The organism is Bradyrhizobium sp. NBAIM01, assembly GCF_020194115.1.
Taxonomy (GTDB): domain Bacteria; phylum Pseudomonadota; class Alphaproteobacteria; order Rhizobiales; family Xanthobacteraceae; genus Bradyrhizobium; species Bradyrhizobium yuanmingense.
The window spans coordinates 319921-342640 of sequence record NZ_JADYVU010000001.1 but is presented as its reverse complement, the minus strand read 5'-3'; the positions used below and the strand labels follow the sequence as shown (position 1 = coordinate 342640).

Annotated in this window: 17 protein-coding genes and 2 pseudogenes; 11 read left to right on the top strand and 8 right to left on the bottom strand. The window is 64.0% G+C overall.

The window, feature by feature from the left end:
- Positions 1–164: 164 nt before the first annotated feature.
- Complete coding sequence (gene sulP / locus I6F31_RS01490) at positions 165–1904, bottom strand: sulfate permease (RefSeq protein WP_225112685.1); 1740 nt, start codon at positions 1902–1904, stop codon at positions 165–167.
- A 441-nt stretch (positions 1905–2345) separates the two neighbouring features.
- The gene (locus I6F31_RS01485) at positions 2346–3005 is read right to left on the bottom strand and encodes a hypothetical protein (protein WP_225184571.1); all 660 of its coding nucleotides are present in this window, start codon (positions 3003–3005) and stop codon (positions 2346–2348) included.
- Between the two features lie 1078 nt (positions 3006–4083).
- On the opposite strand from I6F31_RS01485, the gene I6F31_RS01480 reads away from it, so the two are divergent.
- From I6F31_RS01480 to I6F31_RS01465, 4 genes are all read left to right on the top strand, one after another.
- Positions 4084–5703 carry a hypothetical protein gene (locus I6F31_RS01480; RefSeq protein WP_225184570.1) on the top strand — a complete coding sequence of 540 codons (1620 nt, stop codon included), beginning with the start codon at positions 4084–4086 and terminating at the stop codon, positions 5701–5703.
- Between the two features lie 62 nt (positions 5704–5765).
- A complete protein-coding gene (locus tag I6F31_RS01475; RefSeq protein WP_141697548.1) occupies positions 5766–6809 on the top strand; it encodes a TAXI family TRAP transporter solute-binding subunit in 1044 nt (347 codons plus the stop codon).
- Complete coding sequence (locus I6F31_RS01470) at positions 6806–7435, top strand: hypothetical protein (protein WP_074447514.1); 630 nt, start codon at positions 6806–6808, stop codon at positions 7433–7435. The genes I6F31_RS01475 and I6F31_RS01470 overlap by 4 nt, the downstream gene beginning before the upstream one ends.
- 24 nt (positions 7436–7459) lie before the next feature.
- A complete protein-coding gene (locus I6F31_RS01465; RefSeq protein ID WP_081494513.1) occupies positions 7460–8077 on the top strand; it encodes a hypothetical protein in 618 nt (205 codons plus the stop codon).
- A gap of 280 nt (positions 8078–8357) precedes the next feature.
- Here I6F31_RS01465 and I6F31_RS01460 read toward each other — a convergent pair.
- Positions 8358–8510: pseudogene (locus I6F31_RS01460) on the bottom strand (SDR family NAD(P)-dependent oxidoreductase); the annotation flags it as partial.
- A gap of 162 nt (positions 8511–8672) precedes the next feature.
- Between I6F31_RS01460 and I6F31_RS01455 the strand changes: the two are divergent.
- The 3 genes and pseudogenes from I6F31_RS01455 (at position 8673) to I6F31_RS36600 (ending at position 11683) form a co-directional block, all read left to right on the top strand.
- Positions 8673–9443 (top strand): methyltransferase domain-containing protein, encoded by a 771-nt coding sequence (locus tag I6F31_RS01455; RefSeq protein ID WP_225184569.1) that lies wholly within the window; start codon positions 8673–8675, stop codon positions 9441–9443.
- Between the two features lie 182 nt (positions 9444–9625).
- Positions 9626–10183, top strand: a pseudogene (locus I6F31_RS36605) (TRAP transporter small permease); the annotation flags it as partial.
- A 219-nt stretch (positions 10184–10402) separates the two neighbouring features.
- Complete coding sequence (locus tag I6F31_RS36600; RefSeq protein WP_036025977.1) at positions 10403–11683, top strand: TRAP transporter large permease subunit; 1281 nt, start codon at positions 10403–10405, stop codon at positions 11681–11683.
- A 181-nt stretch (positions 11684–11864) separates the two neighbouring features.
- Here I6F31_RS36600 and I6F31_RS01440 read toward each other — a convergent pair whose 3' ends face one another.
- The gene (locus tag I6F31_RS01440; RefSeq protein ID WP_036004379.1) at positions 11865–12935 is read right to left on the bottom strand and encodes a glycosyltransferase family 4 protein; all 1071 of its coding nucleotides are present in this window, start codon (positions 12933–12935) and stop codon (positions 11865–11867) included.
- A 274-nt stretch (positions 12936–13209) separates the two neighbouring features.
- Here I6F31_RS01440 and I6F31_RS01435 point away from each other — a divergent pair, with 274 nt between their 5' ends.
- From I6F31_RS01435 to I6F31_RS01420, 4 genes are read left to right on the top strand one after another with little or no spacing between them, the layout of a single operon-like run.
- The gene (locus I6F31_RS01435) at positions 13210–14973 is read left to right on the top strand and encodes an ABC transporter ATP-binding protein (protein ID WP_036004382.1); all 1764 of its coding nucleotides are present in this window, start codon (positions 13210–13212) and stop codon (positions 14971–14973) included.
- Positions 14974–15031: 58 nt separating this feature from the next.
- Positions 15032–17236, top strand: coding sequence for an amylo-alpha-1,6-glucosidase (locus I6F31_RS01430; RefSeq protein WP_225184568.1), 2205 nt, complete (start codon positions 15032–15034; stop codon positions 17234–17236).
- A gap of 18 nt (positions 17237–17254) precedes the next feature.
- A complete protein-coding gene (locus tag I6F31_RS01425; protein WP_057026798.1) occupies positions 17255–17776 on the top strand; it encodes a PRC-barrel domain-containing protein in 522 nt (173 codons plus the stop codon).
- A 23-nt stretch (positions 17777–17799) separates the two neighbouring features.
- Positions 17800–19113 carry an MFS transporter gene (locus I6F31_RS01420; protein WP_036004390.1) on the top strand — a complete coding sequence of 438 codons (1314 nt, stop codon included), beginning with the start codon at positions 17800–17802 and terminating at the stop codon, positions 19111–19113.
- 43 nt (positions 19114–19156) lie between these two features.
- Here I6F31_RS01420 and I6F31_RS01415 read toward each other — a convergent pair whose 3' ends face one another.
- From I6F31_RS01415 to fixL, 4 genes are all read right to left on the bottom strand, one after another.
- Complete coding sequence (locus tag I6F31_RS01415) at positions 19157–19855, bottom strand: helix-turn-helix domain-containing protein (RefSeq protein WP_036004466.1); 699 nt, start codon at positions 19853–19855, stop codon at positions 19157–19159.
- A gap of 102 nt (positions 19856–19957) precedes the next feature.
- The gene (locus I6F31_RS01410; RefSeq protein WP_109144567.1) at positions 19958–20374 is read right to left on the bottom strand and encodes a response regulator; all 417 of its coding nucleotides are present in this window, start codon (positions 20372–20374) and stop codon (positions 19958–19960) included.
- Between the two features lie 43 nt (positions 20375–20417).
- Complete coding sequence (gene fixJ, locus I6F31_RS01405; RefSeq protein ID WP_225184567.1) at positions 20418–21035, bottom strand: response regulator FixJ; 618 nt, start codon at positions 21033–21035, stop codon at positions 20418–20420.
- A 3-nt stretch (positions 21036–21038) separates the two neighbouring features.
- Positions 21039–22556 (bottom strand): sensor protein FixL, encoded by a 1518-nt coding sequence (gene fixL, locus I6F31_RS01400; RefSeq protein WP_225139638.1) that lies wholly within the window; start codon positions 22554–22556, stop codon positions 21039–21041.
- Between the last annotated feature and the right edge of the window lie 164 nt (positions 22557–22720).

Sequence of the window (22720 nt, the reverse complement as noted above, 5' to 3'; positions counted from 1 at the left end):
ACGATTGGATTGGGCCCATGTTCCCCGAAGCCGGGCACGAAGTGCGCGCCCGCGGTTCAGCAATGACTCGCTTATTGCCGGCGGCGGTCTGGCGGTTGGCCGCCATGCTCGCCGAAAATGGCCGCAGGTGCGGCCCTGCGCTGGTTGTCGCGCTGGCCGGCTCGTCAAGACCCGACGTGACGACCGACCTCGACCTGATCCTCCCAGTCCTCCCATTCGACATTGTTGATGTGGAGGTAGCTCGAGACGGCCGAGCCGATGGTCGGAAAGAACTGGGCTTCGCCGACCTGCGCATACAACCCGAACCGCTTCAGCTTGTCCTTCACGGGATCCTTCAGCTCGGCAAAGCAAAGTTCGATGCTCCTGACGTGGAGCGCCTCGTCCAGTTCGGCAATTGTGTCGCAGGCGGTGACGTCGACGCTCGTGACCGGTTCGGCGGCGACGACCAGCCAGCGCACGGGTGTCGGCGATTGCTCGACCGCGGCCAGAATACGTTCCTTGAAGAACTCGGCATTGGCGAAGAACAGCGGCGCGTCCCAGCGGAACAGCACCAGTCCGGGTATCAGGCGGGCATCGGGATATCTCGTGATGTCGTGATAGCCCTTGACGCCCTGCGCCCGCCCGAGAATTGCGGAGTGCGGACGCCAGCCGTCCCACAGAAACTCGGCAATGGCGACCGCGATGGCGAGGCCGATTCCGGGAATTGCGCCGAGCACGGCTACGCCCACGAAGCACAGCACGGTCAACCAGAATTCCCAGCGCTGGATCCGGTAGATTCGTTTGAGATCACTGATCTCGATCAGGCCGATTGCGGCTGCGATCACCACGGCGGCCAATGCGGCATTCGGTAGGTGCTGCAACAGGTTTGGCGCAGCCAACAGAAGGAACGCGATCGCAAACGCGCCGACGACACATGTGAGCTGGGTGCGGGCGCCGGCGGCTTCGGCAACGGGCGTGCGCGAGGAACTGCTGCTGATCGGGAAGCCCTGGAAAAAGCCGGTCGCCAAATTGGCCGCGCCGAGGCCCACCATCTCCTGGTTCGGATCGACCTTGTCGCCCAGACGAGCAGCATAGGTTCGCGACAACACGCTGGTATCGGCGAACGAGACCAGAGCGATGGCGCAGCCGCCGGCCAGCACGGGGATCAGATCGCCATAGCCGATCCTGGGAATGGAGAAGGCCGGCAGACCTTGTGGAAGTGGCCCCAAGACTTTCACACCATAACCAGTTCCCAGATCAAGGAGTGAGACGACAAGGGTCGCTCCGACGACGGCAATCAGGATTCCCGGCAGTCGCTTGCTGTCCTTGAGCAGCAGGATGACGATCAACGTACCAAGTCCGACTGCGAATGCGGCCCAATTGATCTTGCCATCACCGATCCCAACGGCGATCGCCCATAGGTCTCTCAGCGGTCCTTCGCTTTCGATCGAGAAGCCGAGCAGCTTTGGCAACTGGCTGATCAAAACGGTCAGCGCGATCCCGTTCATGTAGCCGTACCGTATCGGCTTGGACAGCAGCTCCGTCACGAACCCTAACCGTGCGATGCCGGCCACAATGAGCACCGTTCCCGAAACGAGCGCCATCATGGCGGCAAGCATTGCGGCGCGGACCGGATCGCCGCCGGACAGGGGGACGATGACGCCGAGGATGACAGCTGCCAGCGCCGAGTCCGGTCCGAGCACGATGATGCGGCTCGGACCGAACATCGCGTAGGCCAGAAGCGGGACGATGGTCGCGTAGAGGCCGTGGATGCCCGGCAGACCGGACGCCACGGCATAGGCAATTCCGACCGGGACAAGCATGGTCGCCAGCACGAGACCTGCGAAGACATCATGCCGAAGCCAGGCCGCTTCGTAGTACCGAAGCGTATCGATCCCGGGCACCCAACGCGTCCAAACGTTCACCGCGCGCACTCCAAAGGCCGGTCGCCATGCGAAGCGATCGCCGGTCAACAGACGATCAACACGGATATCTGCAGTCACGTGTCGGCTCGCCGATAGCGCGCGACGATCTCGCAACGACTCGACCACTCGCTTGACGCAAATCAACGTTGCCGTAACCCCGACTATTCCGCGGCGCAGCAATCCTTGGGACGAGAGCCTTCGCTCCTGGACCTGATACCGCAACCCGCCATCCACCGAAGGGCCGAGAGCCTTTTTCTGTGCCATCCTTCGCGACGCCCGCTCAGGCGGGCTCCTGAGCAGGGAGTGTGTGGCTGCAGTCTCGGAAGACACTGACGCCGATTAGCCTCATCCTGAGGAGGCGCGTAAGCGCCGTCTCGAAGGACGAGGCGTGCGCACCGGCCAAGTCATGTGCGATAACCTGGCCATCCCTCACGTTCGTCCTCACCGCACGATCATCGACTCCGGCCAGTTCGGTGCTTGCCATACCGTCGACCACGGCTGGTCACCCCCACAGCCGCGCGCCGTGACATCCACGCGGACGAGCACGAAGCTGCTGGTGCCACTGGTATAGCCTTCGGTCGTTCCCAGGCGGTAGACGTGACGAAGGCGAGAGCTCGGACGCATGTCTGTTCCGGTCCCAGCCTCGAACACGCCGGCCTCCTTTCGCCAGGTGATGAGGCCCGGCCGCGGCGTGGTGCCGAACCCGGTGTTCTGTGCGAAGAATGGAAACGCGACGAGCTTCGGATGGCGCGCGTCCTTAAGGTCGAAGACGAGATGACTTCCCACGATCCACTGACAATATACGAGGACGAAACGGCGCTCTCTCTCGACCAAGAAGCGAAGCGGAATCTCTTTCATGCCTTTTTCGACGTCGCAGTTTTCGCGTTGTGCTGCGCGCGCCACCTGCCGTGGGACCTCGGCGAGGGCTGAGACCTGGAAATCCGTTCTGCCTCCAAACGGGATGGGATCGAAGGCGGCAGTCTCATCTCGACTGCCGGCGCTCTGCTTGTCCTCGCCGAACGCGGCGGAGGTCAAGTGAACTGCGGCGAGGAGCATCAAGAGACCGACCCCAACCCTCACGCTCTTCAATGTCGAACGCATCGCATGGATTCCTAGAACTGATACCGCAAACCCCCCATCCACCGGGATCACCGCTCCCGTGATGTATCGCACCCGCGAGGCCCAAAACACTACGAGCGCACTCATGCGGTCAAGCCGGGCCGTTTCGGCGATCTCGAGCCAGCTGTGGTGGCACGAGAACAACTGAAGGGACACGCCTGGGTGTGTAACGGGCATGGGCGCGATGAGGCAAGTGAAGGACCCGCATCCGGGAGTTACGATCCTCGAAATTTGAGGCGCTCCCAACGCGGGCTTGGGCTGTCGACTCGCCTACTGCCAAGATCGGCGCCGCATCGCCAAGCTACCAGTAACTTTTGAACGTTTGCGCATTCGTCGTTCCTCAGCCTTTTCCAGGCGGGTACGAAGGTTCTGAAGCTCCGTCAGTTGAGAGCTGAGCGACAAAACACGTTGACGCAGAATCGCAATACGGTCGCACTGACCACGAGTACTCATGACGCGCCCTAAACTATGACTGTCAGGAAATGAACAGCTGGGCCAAGAAACAGAATGGACTTAAACCTATGAGTGTTGATGACCATAGCAAAGGTTCATGAAATTTGATTGACACGCGCGGCAGGGACGTCGCCGACCGCGATCGGAACATGCCAAAGATCAAAGCGCCGTTGGATCGGTGATTTTGCGCGACCACCCCAGTTCGATTCCGAGTTCTTACGGAAAACCGCTGCTAGAGCACAAGCCCGAGCACCAACCAGCTGGCAACAGACAAACAGACGCCAATTCCCAAATACGGCAATGCAATGCGCATGGTCATTCCTCCATGCCTAGACGCGACGAGAACATGGTCAGATACGCAGATTCGGGGCGCCAGCCCTATATTCCATGCGATGTATGAGGTGTTTAACGGCATCCGACGAGCATATTTAATTTGACTTTTGAATATGGTCAAAATTATATGTATTTGAGTTAACTGCTATATTTAATTTGGGCGTGTCGCCGCGCCGCAACACATTATCTACGCGTGTTCTGATCGGGTGCCGAAACCATGCGAACAGGCTGGGCGATCGCTCCATTGGAGTTGCTCTTGAGAGAGGCGTGATGCATGCGCCAATCAATCGATACTGCACCCAGGGACCGAGAAAGCACCCGAATAGAAGATGCGGCGGAGGAGCTCGGTCACGGGTCGCCCGAGACGGGCAGATGGGGCGCAAAGGACGGCTCAGCGCTCCGCTCTTCACGGACCCATTGGTGGGGTGAGACCGAGGATATCGATCCGGAGGAGACGGGTAGTTCGCTCATTGCAGCTGTCGTTCTGGTCGCCCTTATCTTCGCTGGGGTGACCCTGCTCGGTGCTTTCGACCCGTTCAACGCACAACCGACTGCCGAAACAACTCGAATCGACGGCGGGAGCGCCGCCGGCGTCGACCAGCGGCCTGACTTCGAGACCGGATCGCCAGCACTCCTTCAGAGCGAAATGTCCGAGGCCCCGATTCAGGCGGTCTCCGCAAGCGCGGCGGGCCCGCCACCACGGCTCGACGCCGACGGGCGCAGTGACGCGCTCTCCGGTGAACTGGCCGGCGCGCGCAGGGAGCTCGAAGAGGCGGTCCAGCGCACGCATGCAGCGGAAACTGCCACGGAGGAGCTGCGGCAGTCTCTTCAAATTGAGCGAGCCCGCAGCGCCGCCTTCGCGGACGAACTTGCCGGAACCCGCCGCGAAGTAGAGGCTCGTATCGCGCAGGCGCGCGAGGCGGACGAGGTGGCCGCACAGCAGAGGGATGCGGCAGCGTGGGAGATCGCTGAACTGCGGCAGTCCCTGCAGCAGGAGCGGGAAAAGAGCGCCGTCCTGGCGAAGCGAGTGAGCGCCGCGCAGGCGATAGCGGCAAGCGCTGAGCAAGAACGCTACGAGGCGCAGTCACGCGCCGCCGCCCTCGCGAGCGAGCTTGCCGGCATGACTGGCGGATCGGCTACGGCCGACGGTGCGACGGCGGAGCAAAGCGAGGCGGTGGGCGGGGAGATCGCGGAATTGCGGCAGTCCTTGCAGCAGGAGCGCGAAAGGAACGCAGCCCTCGCGCAACAAGAGGACGCCGCGCGGTCGGCAACGGCGAACGCCGAGCAACAACGCCGTGCCCTCGAAGAGGCCCAGGCTCATGCTGCCGCGCTGGAGAGCAAGCTTGCGCAAACGCGCGGCGTCATCGAATCGCTGAACGGGCATCTGCGCGAGGCGAACGATGCAGCCTCGCAGCAGAGACAGGCAGCGAACCGGGAGATCGCCGAACTGCGACAGTCGCTGGAGCGGGAGCGGAGCAGGACTGAAGCCAGGGAGAGCGAGATCGCCTCGGTATCGCGCCTTATCGATCAGCACGCCCCGGCGGCGCAAAGAAACGGCGGCCCGACCTTGTCGACGGCGCAGAACGTGACCGCAACGGAGCCGCCGACGAATCCAGGCCAGGACGAGGTGGAGGCCCGATTGATCCCGCGTGCCAGAGCGTTGCTCGATCAGGGCAATATCGGTGCAGCGCGGATTGTGCTCGAGCTTGCGGCTGAGAAGAACAGTGCGCAGGCGACCTTCATGCTCGCGGAGACATATGATCCGGCGGTTCTGTCGGCTTGGGGTGCCTATGGAACGCGCGGCGAGGCGGCCAAGGCGCGCGAGCTCTACGCGAAGGCACAGAGGAGCGGCATTCGCGGAGCCAAGGAACGACTGGATGCATTGCATCACTGAGAGTGGGCTTTGCATTCATGCCGGGAAGAGTGGTGACGGTGGGCAATCCGGAAAGGAACGACATGAACAAGCTGCCAAGGTCGCTCTCGTCGCTCGTGCTCGCCGCGCTGGTGCCGATTGCCGTGCTGCTTCAAACGACTTGCCTGGAAGCACAAACCGCAAGATCCGCCAAGGCCGATGCACAAATGCTCCGACGGCCGCTCCCTCAGGAGAGCGAAAAGGGCCGGATGAACGCCTGGACCGTCGGGCTCGCCGGCGGCCTGCTCGAGGGCGCGCCGATCCGCCTCGCGGCAGAAATGGCCCGTGTCGTCGACGACGGAGCAGAGCTGCATCTCCTGCCGATCGTCACCCGGGGCGCCACCGACAATCTGAATGCGCTGCTCTATCTGCGTGGTGTCGATACCGCGATCATCAATTCCGACGCGCTCGAGGAGTACAAGCTTCAGGTTCCGCAGATCCAAAGCCGCATCACTTATCTGCTCAATCTGTTTCCGTCCGAGTTGCACATCTTCGTGCGGCCGGAGATCACGAGCCTGCAGGACCTTGCCGGCAAGAAGGTGAACTTCAATACCCAGGGCACCGCAGCCGCCTATTCCGGTCCGCTGATCTTCAGCCGCCTCGGCATCGACGTCGACAAGACGTTCATTCCGCATCAGCTTGCCCTGGAACAGATGCGCAAGGGGGAGATGTCGGCCGTCGTGTTCATCACGTCGAAGCCCGTGGACGCCTTCGTGCGAGGCCGCTGGGAAGCTGGATTCAAGTTCCTGCCGGTCCATTACGACAGGAAGTTCGAGGACTATTATCTGCCGGCGACCTTGAACGCCAACGAGTATCCCAATCTGATCAAACAGGGTGAGCGGGTTTCGACTCTTGCCGTGCCGACGGCTCTCGTTGCATTCAACTGGCCGCCACGCTCAAACCGCTATCAACGCGTGGCGCGCCTCGTCGAGTACCTGTTCTCGCGGATTGACCGCCTGCAGGCACCAGGCTTCGATCCGAAATGGCAGTCCATCAATCTCGCGGCGTCCGTCCCCGGGCTCACCCGCTTCCCGGCTGCGCAGGAATGGCTGGATCGCAAGGCACGCAGCGTACAGGCAAGGCCATGAAGAGTGCCGTTCCTCCGTTCGCCGTCGCCTTGAACGTAGCCTGCGGAATCGCTTACGCGCAAGACACGGGCGATGCCGTCGAATCACTTCGGGCTTGTTCGGCGATGGAAGGGCGGGGCCGGCTGGAATGCCTGCAAGAACTGTCACGTAAGATTCCGCCGCCCGGGCGGCGGGCGTCAGACGGCGGCTGGCTGATCAGCGAGACCACCTCGCCGGTCGACTATTCACCCGTCGTCACCGCCACCACCTTTTCGGTTGGCGGCTCGGATGGAGCCACGATGCAACTCGCAATCCACTGCCGCAAAGGCCGAACGGAAGTCACGGTCGCCGGACCGGCGCTGTCACGGAGCGCCAACGAATACGTCATCTCCTTTCGGCTGAATGCGGACACGCCGATGCAACTCGCGGCAGCGTCGCCGTCATTCGGCTCCGGCGTCGCTTTCGGGGGCGACGTCGTAAAGTTGCTGAACGCGCTACCCGACGAGGGTCACATCGTCGTGCGCCTTTTCGCCCGCACTGGTCAGGTGCAAGACGGACAGTTCCTGCTCAGCGGATTCGAGAACGTGCGCAAGAGAATGGCGGCTGCATGCAAATGGCCACATAGCGTCGCCAGACCGGGAAGGTGATGGTCAAGGAACGGGAGACACGAGATGATCAATCCGAAGTTGACGATAGCAATCATCGGCGGCCTGGCGATGGTGCTTCTGGTCGAACCAAGCGCGCAGGCGCAACAGGACAACCAGTTGATCCCGCAGATGAGCGAGAAGAATCAGGCACGCGATCCGAAGCAACCGACTAGACGGATGCACGTGAGCAAGCCGGGGCAGACTCACACGAGCAAGCAAACCGCTGCGACACGGGCGGCGATGGCTCAGGCGACAAAACCCGAGATCGTCAAAAAGCCGCACCAGCTAATATTGCAGGTCAATTCCAATGAACCTGCGATGATGAACCTCACGCTCAACAATGCCACCAATGTCGCGCAATATTACCGCGATCTCGGTGAACCAGTCTCAATCGAGATTGTCACCTTTGGTCCCGGTCTTCATATGCTGCGCGATGATACCTCGCCGGTAAAGCCACGCATCGAGGTGCTCGCGATGAGCAATCCCGAAATCTCCTTCAAAGCCTGCGGCAACACCCAGGAAAATATGCGGAAGGCGGAGAACAAGGACATCAATCTGATTCCGCAGGCGACGGTGGTCAAATCGGGTGTCGTCCGCGTCATGGAGCTGCAGGAACAGGGCTGGAGCTACGTCAAACCGTGAGGTCCGGCGACAATGAGGCTGTCGGATGCGCAGTTAGAGCGGAATGGCTTTAGGTTGAATCGATTGCCACGGGCTCGGTGCAACCTCTCCCGCTCTTGTCAGCCGAAGCCTTGGCGAAGGCGGATGCGGGAGAGGTCACGCCACCGGCTCGCGCCCACGTCGCGCCCGACGACAGGCTTTGGCGCGGGTCAGGGCTTTCTCCTCTCGGGGCTATCCCATTGCGGAAACATTCCCCAGCCCTCTCCCGCAAGCGGGAGAGGGATTGCACTTGCCTTGTAGCAATCTCCTTCACCAGCTCGGCGAGGAGATCGGTACGGCGCGCCACGCCGACGACGCGCACACCTTCGGCGGCGCGGCCCTTGGCGATGGCGCGGCCGATGCCGATGCTCGCGCCGGTGACGACGGCGGTTTTCGATTTGAGCCCGAGGTCCATGGTCGCACGCTCCCTTGGTCCTGCCTGCTTTTTGTTGTTCGTTTGCCGCTCTGTCCCGCGGGCTTGCGAATTGCCCGACCGGGACGAGCAGTGGTAACCAAGAGGCTTGCCGAAGGACAAGAGCCTTGGCGAGGGAAATACGAAGAACAAAGGCGTCGAAGGATGGTCTGGGATCCGCAGCAATATCTGAAGTTCTCCGGCCATCGGCTCCGGCCGGCCGTTGATCTGTTGATGCGGATTCCGGATTTTGCCCCGCGTGCGATCGCCGATCTCGGCGCCGGCGCCGGCAACGTCACCAAATTGATCAGGGAGCGCTGGCCGGAGGCACGCGTGACCGGGGTCGAGGGCTCGGCGGAGATGGTCGCCGCAGGACGCAAGGCCGCCCCTGACGTGGAATGGTCGCATGAGGATCTCGGCCATTGGAGTCCGGCTGGGCAGTACGACTTGATCTATTCCAATGCCGCACTGCATTGGTTGCCCAATCATGCGGCACTGTTTCCCTCGCTGATGGAGAAGGTGACGCCCGGGGGCATGCTCGCGGTGCAGATGCCGCGCAATTTCCTCGCGCCTTCGCATGTGCTGATCGGCGAGACTGCGCTCGACGGCCCATGGCGCTCCAAGGTGGAGCATCTCGTCACCCCGCCGCCGGTGGAAGGGCCGGGCTTCTATCACGATCTGCTCGCGCCGATGTCGGCCAACATCGACATCTGGGAGACCGAATATCTGCAGGTGCTCGAAGGCGACAATCCCGTGAAGGAATGGACCAAGGGCACCTGGCTGACGCGCTATCTCGACGTGCTCCAAGGCGAGGAGAAGGCCGCGTTCGAAGCCGCCTACGGGATGCGCGTCGCGAGCGCCTATCCGAAGAATGCGGCGGGGCAGACGCTGTTCCCGTTCCGGCGCCTCTTCATGGTCGCGCAACGGAAAGGCTGATGGCGCTGCCGCAATGCGGCATAGCACGCGTTGCCTTGGACTCGCGCGGATGCCGGCTTGCGCATCCGGCGGTCATCACGTTAGCTTGGCAGCGCTTAGCTCTCGTTGTTACCGACGGCTGCGGCCCAATAACAACAGTACCAACGGTCGGGGGCAATTGCGCTCCCGGCCGTTGCGCTTGAATGATCCAATCCGGGGGGACCAAGTTGCTGCGTGTGCTGAATCGCTTTCTCGATCATCTCGAGGAATGGCTGATCGCGACGATGATCGCGGCTGCGACGTCGCTCATCTTCGTCGCGGTGGTGCACCGTTACGGCGCCGGGCTGTCGATCGACCTCGCCAAATGGGCGGAAGCCCGCAACCTCACCGTCCTCGCGGTGCCCGCGCGCGCGACGTTCGCCTGGCTTGCCGCGCTCGATTTGTCATGGGCGCAGGAGCTCTGCATCTACATGTTCATCTGGATGGCGAAGTTCGGCGCCGCCTACGGCGTGCGGACCGGCATCCATGTCGGCGTCGACGTGCTGGTCAACATCCTGCCGGGCGGCTCGCGCCGCGGCATCATAACCTTCGGCCTCCTGTGCGGCGCGCTGTTCACCGCCATCGTGGGCTATTTCGGAGCCGCCTTCGTCAGCCACATGTGGCACAGCGGCCAACAGTCCAACGACCTCGAGGCGCCGATGTGGGTGGTGTACCTCACCATTCCGATCGGCTCCGGCCTGATGTGCTTCCGCTTCCTGCAGGTCGCCTGGTCGTTCTACCGCACCGGCGAGCTGCCGCATCACGATATGGCGGGCGTCGAGGGCGTCGAGGCGGATCCGGTGCATCCGGCGCCGGTCACGCCCACCCAGGTGGTCCGGGACGAGCGCAGCCCGCTCGGCTGGATCCTGATGCTGCTGCCGGTCCTGATCGTCGCGCTGTGCTTCGCGCATGCGGCCCATGTCATCACCTTGCCGCAGGGCCTGCGCGTCTTCATCGTGTTCGCGCTGCTGCTCTCGCTGATGCTGACGGGCATGCCGATCTCGATCGCGCTGGGTCTGACCGTGCTCAGCTTCATGTTCACGCTGACCGACGTGCGAACCGAATCGGTGGCGCTAAAGCTGTTCACCGGCATCGAGAATTTCGAGATCATGGCGATCCCGTTCTTCATTCTGGCCGGCAACTTCCTGACTCATGGCGGCGTGGCGCGGCGGATGATCACCTTCGCAACCTCGCTGGTCGGCCATTGGTATGGCGGGCTCGCGCTGTCGGGCGTGGTCGCCTGCGCGCTGTTCGCCGCGATCTCCGGCTCCTCGCCGGCGACCGTGGTGGCGATCGGCTCAGTGATCCTGCCCGCGATGGTCGCGCAAGGCTTTCCGAAACGGTTCGGCGCCGGCGTGATCACGACGTCGGGCTCGCTCGGCATTCTGATTCCGCCATCGATCCCGATGGTGCTCTACGCCGTCTCGACCAACAGTTCGGTGGGCAAGCTCTTCATCGCCGGCATCGTGCCGGGGCTTGCGCTCGCCACGCTGCTCGGCATGACGACGTTCTATCGCGCCTGGCGCAACGACTATCCGCGGATGCCGAAGGCGACCTTCATGGAGCGTCTCGATGCGTTCCGCAAGTCGATATGGGGCATCCTCCTGATCGTGATCGTGATCGGCGGCATCTACAGCGGCCTGTTCACGCCGACTGAAGCTGCCGCCGTCAGCGCGGTCTACGCCTTCATCGTCGCGGTGTTCATCTACAAGGACCTGAAGCTGCGCGACGTGCCGCGCGTGCTGCTGTCGTCGGCCAACCTTTCGGCGATGCTGCTCTACATCATCACCAATGCCGTGCTGTTCTCGTTCCTGATGACCTACGAGAACGTGCCGCAGGCGCTGGCGCAATGGATGATCGACCAGGGCCTGGGCTGGATCGGTTTCCTGCTGCTCGTCAACATCCTGCTGCTGCTCGCAGGCAATGTGATGGAGCCGTCCTCGATCATCCTGATCATGGCGCCGATCCTGTTTCCGGTCGCGGTCAAGCTCGGCATCGACCCAATTCATTTCGGCATCCTGATGACGGTCAACATGGAGGTCGGCCTGTGCCATCCGCCGGTCGGCCTCAATCTCTACGTCGCCTCGGGCATCGCCAAGATGGGGATCACCGAGCTCACGGTCGCAGTGTGGCCGTGGCTGCTGACGATGCTGGGCTTCCTCGTGGTGGTGACCTATTGGCCGGGCCTGTCGCTGTGGCTGCCGCGGCTATTGGGGATGTAGCGGTGCGACAGGTGTACCCTCTCCCCTTGTGGGAGAGGGTGGCTTCGCGAAGCGAAGCCGGGTGAGGGGTTTCTCTCCTCACGAACAGTTCTGCGAGCGGAGACATACCCCTCATCCGGCGCTTCGCGCCACCTTCTCCCACAAGGGGAGAAGGGAAGAGACTGGCAGCGATGTAGAAAGTCTACTCTGCGCTGCTCACCAGCTTGATCCGCGGTGCCTGCGCCTCGGTCAGGCTGCGATAGGCGGCGAGGTAGTCCAGGGCCATGCGCCGCGCGGTGAAGCGCGTTTCGAACTGCTTGCGGATCGCGGCGCGGTCGAGTTGCGGAAGCCGGTTCACCACGCCCGCGGCGCTGATGACGTCCTCGACGATGAAGCCGGTGAGGCCCTCGTCGATGATCTCCGGCACCGAGCCGCGGTTGAAGGCGACGACCGGCGTTCCGCACGCCATGGCCTCGATCATGACGAGGCCGAACGGCTCCGGCCAGTCGATCGGCAGCAAGAGGCCGAGCGCGCCGCTGAGGAAATCCGATTTCTCGTGATCGCTGATCTCGCCGATGAAATCGACCAACGGATTGTTCTCGATCATCGGCCGGATCAGCTCGTCGTAATAATCCTGGTCGGCACGGTCGACCTTGGCCGCGATCTTGAGCGGAATGCCGCAATGGGTCGCGATCTTGATGGCGCGATCGACGCCCTTCTCGGGCGCGATGCGGCCGAGCACGGCGAGGTATTCCTGTTTCGCCGGCTTCGGCGTCAGCAGCTTCTCCGGCAGGCCGTGATGGATCGTCGTCACCCAGTTCGCCTGCGGCACCGGCCGCCGCTGCGCATTGGAGATCGAGATGACCGGCATCTTGGTGAAGGTGTTGAAGACCGGCTGATGCTCGGGAAGATCGAGCCGGCCGTGCAACGTCGTCACGAACGGGGTCGGCTGGCGGTGGAACAACGACCAGGGATAATAGTCGAGATGGAAGTGGAGGAAATCGAACTCCTCGTCGTCACATTTTTGCCGCACCCGCTCCAGCAGCACCATGTGCAGCGCGTTGGGATCGCGCACGGAACCGTCGAGCCGAAGCGCCCGCGGCCATAATGCATCGAGCTTGGCCGATGTCCGCGAGTCGCCGCTGGCGAAAAGCGTCACGTCATGGCCCAGGGCCACCAGCTCTTCCGTCAACCAATGCACCACCCGCTCGGTGCCGCCATACAGCTTGGGTGGAACAGCCTCCGTCAACGGAGCTACCTGCGCGATGCGCATCTCACCATCTCCTCTGCGATCATGAAGTTGAAACCCCCGCCTTAACGGCACCGGCAATGCCAGACGAGGGAACGTTCCCGCACCTGCGAAGTTCCTTCCCCCGAACGTTACATATTCGACACGTCGGCGGAGCGTCGCGATGCTGCCACTACATCTTCGCACATCGTCCGCATCCGCATGTCGTGATGGGATTGCCCGGGAACCGAGGCGAAGCGGTCGATGTTCACTCGACCAGTAACGAAACGAAAAATCAGCATAACGGGGCGACAGCCATATGGATCAGCTTTCTGGGTACGCGCGTAGGCCATTTGCCTTTGTCCTGCGCTATCTCCGGCGTCGTCTCGCGTCGCACTTGGTGATCCTGACCGCGGTCGTGGGGGCCGTTGCCTGCTCCGTAGGCACCCAGTATGGCGTCAAAGCTCTGGTTGACGCCTTGTCGGCCGGTCCCTCGTATGGCGGTGGCGTATGGCTGGCATTCATTCTGCTCATGTCACTGATTGCCGCCGACAACTTCCTGTGGCGGATCGCAAGCTGGACGGCGAGCTTCACCTTCGTCCGGGTCACGGGCGATTTACGGCGTGACATATTTCGTCATCTGACCGGGCACGCCCCGAGCTACTTCTCGGACCGGATGCCCGGCATGCTGACGAGCCGCATCACCGCGACCTCGAACGCGGTGTTCACTGTCGAGAACATGTTCGTCTGGAATGTGTTGCCGCCGTGCATTGCCACAATTGCGGCAATCATCCTGATTGGAACCGTCAGTCCCTACATGGCGCTCGGCCTGATCGCGATCGCGGGCGGCATGGTGGTTGCGATGTTTCGTCTGGCCGCGGCCGGCAAGCCGCTGCATGACGATTTCGCCGACAAGGCCGCATTGGTCGACGGCGAGATGATCGACGTCATCAGCAACATGCCGCTGGTGCGCGCCTTCTGCGGCATCAGCCACGAGCATGAGCGGTTCGACGCGACCGTGAACCAGGAGCTGACCGCGCGCAGCCGCAGCCTGCGTTATCTGGAGAAGCTGCGGCTGTTGCATGCCGTCATCACCGTGCTTCTGACCATTGCGCTGATGGCCTGGGCGATCTCGCTCTGGCAGAAGGGCCAAGCGACGACCGGCGACGTCGTGCTGGTCTGTACGCTCGGCATCTCGATCCTGAGCGCGACGCGCGATCTCGCGGTGGCGCTGGTCGACGTCACCCAGCACGTCGCGCGTCTGACAGAGGCGATCGCCACGCTGCTGGTGCCGCACGAGCTCCGCGATCATCCCGAGGCCGAGCCCCTGGTCAAAAGCGGCGCGGCCATCGCGTACAACAACGTCACCTTCGGCTATCCCGGCAGCGACAAGATCTTCGAGCGCTTCAGCCTGCGCCTCCAGCCCGGCCAGCGCGTCGGACTGGTCGGCCAGTCCGGCGGCGGCAAGTCGACGCTGTTCACGCTGCTGCAGCGCTTCTACGACGTCGACGAGGGCAATATCACCATTGACGGCCAGGACATCTCGAAGGTGACGCAGCTGAGCCTGCGCGAGGCGATTTCCGTCGTGCCGCAGGACATTTCCTTGTTTCATCGCTCGATTCGCGAGAACATCCGTTATGGCCGGCCGAACGCGACCGACGACGAGGTGCTGCGCGCGGCGATCGCAGCGCGCTGCGACTTCGTCGAGAGCCTGCCCGAGGGCCTCGACACCATGGTCGGCGACCGCGGCGTCAAGATGTCGGGCGGCCAGCGCCAGCGCATCGCGATCGCGCGCGCCTTCCTGAAGGACGCGCCGATCCTGCTGCTGGACGAGGCGACCGCCGCGCTCGACAGCGAATCCGAAGAGGCGATCCGCGAGGCGCTGTCCCGCCTGATGCGCGGCCGCACCGTGATCGCGATCGCTCATCGCCTTGCGACGCTGCGCAATTTCGATCGTGTCGTGGTGTTGAGGAATGGTAAGATCATCGAGGACGGCTCGCCCGAGCGCCTGATGCAGGGTCACGGGCCGTATCGTGAGCTGGTCACGCAGGAAATGAGCCGGCTCGCGCAAGCCGCCGCGTAAACCAACAGTCGCGTTCTCGAGTCGGTCGCGTTTCGAATCAAGCGCAGGGGAGCAGCTCATGTCGGCAGAAGCCGTAACCCAGTTCGTCTCCGTGACGCGGACCCCGGAACAGGTCGCGGAACAGCCCTTCTACATTCCGATGACCGGGCCCTCGGCCCGGCCGCGGCGTTCGCTCAAGCACGACGACACCTTTATCGTGCTCGACAGCCACGGCGACATCGGCGCGTCCGCTGGCGGGCCGGACGGGCTGTTCCATCACGACACGCGCTATCTTGCGCGGCTGGAGCTCGTGCTCGACGATCTCCAGCCGCTGCTGCTCGGCTCGAATCTGCGCGACGACAATTCGGCGTTGACCGTCGATCTCACCAATCCGGACATCTACCGGCAGGGCAACCTCGTTCTGCAAAAGGACCTGTTGCACGTCGTGCGCACCATCTTCCTGTGGCGCGGCACCGCCTACCAGCGCATCGGCGTGCAGAACCATGGCGACCGGCGCACCAGCTTCGAGCTGACGCTGCTGTTCGGCAACGACTTCGCCGATCTGTTCGAGGTTCGCGGCGAGCGGCGGCCGCGCCGCGGCGTCGGAACCGGCCGGCTGCTCGGGCCGACCGACGTCCTGTTCGAGTATCGCGGCCTTGACGACGCCGAGCGGACCACCGGCCTGCATTTCGATCCGCGTCCGACGCGGCTCTCGGTCAACGCTGCGACGTGGGAACTCGACCTTGAGCCGCACCAGGCCAAATCGCTGTTCGTGGCCGTGTCCTGCAACCGGCCGCTGACGGAGAAGCCGGTGCGGTTCTTCCCGGGTCTGCTGGCGCACCGCCGCGAGATGCGGCAGTCGACCATGGGCGCGGCCAGCATCGAGACCTCCAACAACATCTTCAACGAGGTGCTGTGCCAGGCCATGGCCGACCTCAACATGCTGATGACCGAGACGCCGCAGGGACGCTATCCCTATGCCGGCATTCCCTGGTACTCGACGACGTTCGGGCGCGACGGCCTCATCACCGCGCTGCAGATGCTCTGGGTCGATCCGCGCATTGCCAAGGGCGTCCTGCGCCGGCTCGCGCATTTCCAGGCCGCGGCGGTCGATCCGCTCGCGGACGCCGCGCCCGGCAAGATCCTGCACGAGATGCGCGGCGGCGAGATGGCGGCGCTCGGGGAAGTCCCGTTCGCGCATTACTACGGCAGCGTCGATTCGACCGCGCTGTTCGTGCTGCTCGCAGGCAGCTATTTCGAGCGCACCGGCGACGAGGCCACGTTGATCGAGCTGTGGCCGGCGATCGAGGCGGGGCTGGCCTGGATCGACGGCCCTGGTGATCCCGACCAAGACGGTTTCGTCGAATACCAGCGCGCGACCGAGAAAGGGCTGGCGAACCAGGGCTGGAAGGATTCCTATGACGCGATCTTCCATGCCGACGGCCGGCTTGCCGAGGGCAATATCGCGCTCGCGGAGGTCCAGGGCTACGTCTTCGCCGCCAAGCAGTTCGCGGCGCGTTGCGCGCTGCGGCTCGGCAAGCCGGACCGCGTGCGCAAGCTCGAGGCCGAAGCCAGGGCGCTCGCCGAGCGCTTCGAGCAGGCGTTCTGGTGCGAGGAGCTCGGCACCTATGCGCTCGCGCTCGACGGCAAGAAGCGGCCCTGCAAGGTCAGGACCTCGAATGCCGGGCAGATCCTGTTCAGCGGCATGGTCCGCGAGGACCGCGCGCGTCTCGTCGCTGCCGATCTGATGCGGCCGCATTTCTTCTCGGGCTGGGGCATCCGCACCGTCGCGCAAGGCGAGGTGCGCTACAACCCGATGTCCTACCATGACGGATCGATCTGGCCGCACGACAACGCGCTGATCGCGCTGGGGCTGGCGCGCTACGGCCTCAAGCATTCGGTGGCGCATGTCTTCAAGGGTCTGTTCGATGCCGCGACCTACATGGATTTGCGCCGGTTGCCCGAATTGTTCTGCGGCTTCCGGCGCGAGAAGCGGCGCGGGCCGACGCTTTACCCGGTCGCCTGCGCGCCGCAGGCCTGGGCCAGCGCGACGCCGTTCACGCTGCTGGAGGCGGCGCTCGGCCTCGAGTTCGACGTCGCGCGCGGCGAGATTCGCCTGCGCAACCCGCATCTGCCGGCGTTCCTCAACGAGGTGATCCTGCGCGATCTGCGCCTTGGCGAATCCAGCGTCGATCTTCGCGTCAGCCGTCACGGCGACGACGTGGCGCTGGAAGTGTTGCGCACGCGCGGTCAGATCCAGGTCTCGATCGTGCTGGCGCGCTAGAGGCGCGAGGAGGAGGTCATGCGTGCGATCGGAAGGTTGATCTTGGGCGTGGCGATCGTCGCGGGCTTGACGGTCGCCGAATCGCGCGCGGCCGAGGAGCCGCCTGCATCCCCGAGCGAGGCAAAGGCACCGGCAAATGTGCAACCGCCGGCTTCCACGGTGCCCGTCACGCCCAAGGACGCCGCGCCGCCGCCATCGGTGACCATCATCGGCGCGAGCGAGGCCCACGGCGTTCTCGGCCGCGACGTTCGCAGCGCCGCCGGCGAGGACATGGGTCGCATCGTCGACGTCATCGTCGATCGCACCGGCCATGTCCGCGCTGCGGCGATCGATTTCGGCGGCTTCCTCGGCGTCGGCAGCCGCAAGATCGTCGTCGACTGGAACGCGCTGCGCTTCGGCAAGATCGCCAACAAGAAGGACAGCATCACGCTGGAATTGACCAAGGCGCAGGTCGCGGCCGCACCGGAATACAAGGAGGACACGCCGATCGTCGTGCTCGGCGCGTCCGGCAGCCTTCAGCCGCTGCAAGCGATTCAGTGAGGTGCAGGGAGGGCTGACCGCCCGTGCTGTTGTCGAGGAAGCCGAATCATGCAGATCGCGGCGGCGTCGTCGAGCAGGACAACGTCGCGGAGCCGGCGGCTGCGGGCATTCCGGCGCCGTCGCGCCAGAGCCTGCGCGGCCTCGACTGGTTCATCTTCTTCCTCGCCGACGTGCAGACCGGATTCGGTCCCTTCATCGCGGTCTATCTGACGACGCAGAAATGGACCCAGGTCGAGATCGGGTTCGTGCTGTCGATCGGCGGCATCGTCGCCCTGATCGGCCAGATGCCGGGCGGCGCGATCATCGATGCCGCGAAATCGGAGCGCCTCGTCGCTGCCCTCGCGATCGCGACCATCGGCGCCTGCGCGCTGGCCTATGCGGCGATGCCGATCTTCGCCGTCGTGGTGACCGCCGCCACGCTGCATGCGATGGCGAGCTGCGTGCTCGGGCCGGCGATCGCCGCGATCAGCCTCGGCCTCGTCGGCCCGCTCGCGATCGGCGAGCGGCTCGGGCGCAACGCGCGCTTCGCCTCGCTCGGCAACGGCGTCGCGGCGGCGGTGATGGGCACCGCGGGCTACCTGTTATCGAGCCGCTCGGTCTTCCTGGTCACCTTCCTGCTCGTGATTCCAACCCTGATCGCTCTGTCGCGCATCCGCGAGAACGAGGTCGACATCAGGCGCTGTCACGGCGAGCTGCCGCCTGAAGCCGCCGACCGCGGCGATCCCAATATCTGGCACCTGATCCGGCAGCGCCCGCTCATCGTGTTCGCGCTCAGCGTGCTGCTGCTGCAGCTCGCGAACGCCGCGATGATGCCGCTGATGGCGAGCGCGGTGACGGCGCGATCGAGCCAATGGGCGACCGTGCTCGTCGCCTTTTGCATCGTCGTTCCGCAAGCGATCGTGGCGCTGCTGTCGCCGACGGTCGGGCGCAAGGCGCAAGCGTGGGGCCGGCGCCCGCTGCTGCTGATCGGATTCGGTGCTCTGGCGATTCGCGGCCTGTTGTTTGCGACCGTGCGCGATCCGTATCTGTTGGTGCTGGTGCAGGTGTTCGACGGCATCACCGCGGCGGTCTTCGCGGTGATGATCCCGCTGATCGTCGCCGACGTCGCGTTCGGCAGCGGGCATTTCAACCTGGCGCAGGGGATCGTCGGCACCGCAACGGGCATCGGCGCGTCGCTGAGCACGGTGCTTGGCGGCTATGTCAGCGACAAGTTCGGCAATGCCACCGCATTCATCGGGCTGTCCGGCGTTGCCGCAGCGGGGCTCCTGCTGATCTTCTTTGTGATGCCGGAGACGCGGCGCACGGGTCTGACAGCCACCAAAGAAATGGCCGGCTGAACGAATTCAGCCGGCCAAAGTGGGTGGGGAGGAAGATTGAGGATCAGGCGTCGAGATTGTGCAGACGCTGGCGGTTGCGCAGCACGATCTGGCGGGCACCGGAGAAACCGAGAATGCCCTGAGCGTGAAGCTGCGACAGCGCGCGCGACACGGTCTCCAAGGTGAGGCCGAGATAGTCGCCGATGTCGCGGCGGCACATCGGCAGTGCCATCATGCCGGCGACGGCGAGGCGGCGGTCCATTTCGAGCAGGAAGGTCGCGACGCGCTCCATCGCAGTCTTGCGGCCCAGCAGCAGCATGTGGTCCTCGGCATGGCGCAGCTCGCCGGCGGTCATGGCCCAGAGCTTGCGGGCGACCTGCACGTCGGTGCCGGCGGCCTTTTCCAGGCTGGCGCGCTTCACGAGGCGAACGGTGGTGTCGATGATGGCTTCAGCGGCGAGGCGGTGAGTGGGACCGGATTCGAGGCCGAACACGTCGCCGGGAAGATGGAAGGCGCCGATCTGGCGGCGGCCGTCGGAGAGAAGCTTGTAGCTGCGCACCGCGCCGGTGACGACCTGATAGACATATTCGGCCGCCTCCTCCTCGCCATAGATCTCCTCGTCCTTGCCGTAGGAGAACTCGGTGGCGACCAGGCCGACATGGCCCGCGATCGCGCCGAACTGGTCGGTAACGGGGTGGGCAGGAGCAATCTTGCCACCGATTTGGGTGTTGATCGCCTGGGTGTTGAGCGTCTGGGTCAGCATCTGCGCCATCTCCGTTGTGATGGAGCACTGCTACGATGAAACACGCAATCCGGAAATTTCGCGCGTTATCTTAGGGATGTTTACCTACGTAGAGTCCCTAGGTCACGCTCCGGGGCGGTCCTGGATGGCGTGGCGGATGCACTTGACCAGGTTTTCGTCGAGAAGCGGCTTCAAAACCACGTCCTTGATACCCGCCATCGCGGCCCGGGCCGAGATGTTCTCGTCGGGATAGCCGGTGATCAGGATCACGGGCGCGTCGCGGTGGGATTTGCGAAGCCGGCCGGTCAAATCGATGCCGTTGATGTCGGGCATCTTGTAGTCGATGACGTAGCAGTCCGGCGCGGGCGCGGCGCCGAGATTGAGCAGCGCCGTGCCACTCCTGAAGGTCCGCACGGCGAAGCCGTCGGTCTCCAGCAGGAACCGCAGGGATCCGAGAACTGCGGCATCATCGTCGACCACAAAGACGGTGGGTTGTGGGGAGGACGACGGCCGCGCACGATGTGGGCTGACCTCAACCATGCTGTCTGGCTAGCACTGCGCCGTGAAGTCGCCTTGACCTGCCTCAATCGTTGAGCATGCCGGCGCGCATCGCGAGGCGAACCAGTTCCGAAAGGCTGCTCGCCTGCATCTTGGTCATGACGTTGGCCCGGTAGACCTCAATGGTCCGCGGGCTGATGTCGTATTCGCGGGCGATCAGCTTGTTGGAGAGGCCCGCGACCAGCCCCTCCATGACCTGGCGTTCCCGCGGGCTCAAGGACGCGACGCGGGCAGCGATATCCTGCGCGACGGCCTCGTTCTTGGCGGCGGGCTCGGCCTGGCGGAGCGCCGACTCGATCATGGCGGTGAGACGGTCGTCATCGAATGGCTTTTCCAGGAAGTCGACCGCCCCGAGCTTCATCGCCTCGACCGCCAGCGGCACGTCGCCGTGACCGGTCATGATCACGATCGGGAATGGGCTTTGCTGCGCCTTCATCCGCTTCAAGAGCTCGATGCCGTCGAGGCCGGGCATGCGCACGTCGGAGACGATGCAGCCGAAACCGAGGCCGGGCAGGGCTTCGAGAAAGGCGAGCGCGTCGTCGAACAAAGTGACGGCGAAGCCGGCGGAATCCAGCAGGAAGTTCAGCGAGTCCCGCATCGCCGCGTCGTCGTCGATGACGTAAACATTTCCCTTGGTCATCATGGATCAGCTCTCGTCGGTTGCCGGCAGGGTGAAGCGGAACGTCGCTCCGCCCGCTGCGTTGCTCTCGGCCCACATGCGGCCGCCATGGGCCTCGATGATCGAGCGGCTGATGGAGAGTCCCACGCCCATGCCGGTGTCCTTGGTGGTGAAGAAGGTCTGGAACAGGTTTGGAATGATGTCTTCCCGGAAGCCGATGCCGGTGTCGGAGACCTCCACCTCGATCATGCCGTCGGCGACACGGGTGTTGGCGACAACGAGCTCGCGCCGCTGCGACTGCGCCATCGCCTCGAGCGCGTTGCGGAACAGGTTGACCAGCACCTGCTGAATCTGCACCCGGTCGGCGAGAACGAGGTCGGCGTCGGGATCGAGGCTGAAGCGCAGCTGCACGTTCTGCTCGCGCGCGCCGGCGAGCCCGAGCGCGCCGGCTTCCTCGATCAGCTTGGACAGGCTCTCGACCCGCTTCTCGGATTCGCCGCGGGAGACGAAGTCGCGCAGGCGGCGGATGATCTGGCCGGCGCGCAACGCCTGCTCCGCCGCACGGTCCAGCGCGCTTTCGACCTTCGGCATGTTGGGATCGGTGCTGCCGGCGAGGAGGCGCCGCGATCCCTTCATGTAATTGCTGATCGCCGCCAGCGGCTGGTTGAGCTCGTGGGCGAGCGCGGAAGCCATCTCGCCCATCGCGGTCAGCCGCGACACATGCACGAGCTCGGATTGCAGCTCCTGGAGCCGCGCCTGGGTCTGCTGGTGCTCGGTGAGATCGCGCACGAAGCCGGTGAAATGGGGCTCGCCCGCGCGTTGCGTCTTCCCGACGGACAGGTGCATCGGGAAGGTCGTGCCGTCGCGGCGTTTGCCCGTCACGATCCGGCCGATGCCGATGATGTGCGGATCATTGGTCCTGAGATAGCGCGTGAGATAGCTGTCGTGACGCGACTGATCGGGTTCCGGCATGAGAATGCTCACGTTCCGGCCGATCGCTTCCTGCCTGCTGTAGCCGAACAGCCGCTCCGCCGCGCTGCTGAAGAGCTGCATGATGCCGCGTGAATCGATGACGATCATGGCATCGGGCACCGTTTCGAGAATCGAGCGAAGATGATTCTCCTGGGACCGCAGGGCCTCTTCGAGCTGCTTCTCCTCGTTGATGTCGAGGAATATCCCGCTGAGGTGACGCGGCATGCCCGCATCGTCCCGGATCACGCCGGCCCTGGCCCGGATCCATTGGCCGTTTCCGGACGCGCCGCTGACCTTGAAGGACAAGTCGAGGCCCCCGCCACCTTCCGATGTGCGCCCGATCGCCTTCAGGAGGTGGTCCCGATCGCCCGGCTCCAACAGGGAAAGAAAGAGATCGTAGCTGACGGCCCGGTCCGGCTGCAGGCCGAACAGTCGCCTGGCCGTGTCCGACCAGTCGAGCTCGCGAGTCTGCAGGTCGAGGTCCCAGGTGCCGACCCCGAATCCCTCGATGCGGACTCGGAAATGCTCGCCCCGACCATCGTCTGCCGGATGGTTCCCGCGGGTCGGCGCCAAGGTTCTGCTCCTATTCTCGGCGGACCGGCAGGATGCCGTTACCGCTTCGGCAATGTCGCCCAAGGCTCGGCCGGAGGCAAGCGTGGACGTTGAATCCACTGCCGGACTCCCCATTCCGGGAGAGTGGGCAGCCAGAGACCTCGATTTGATCTAGCTCAGCCTGT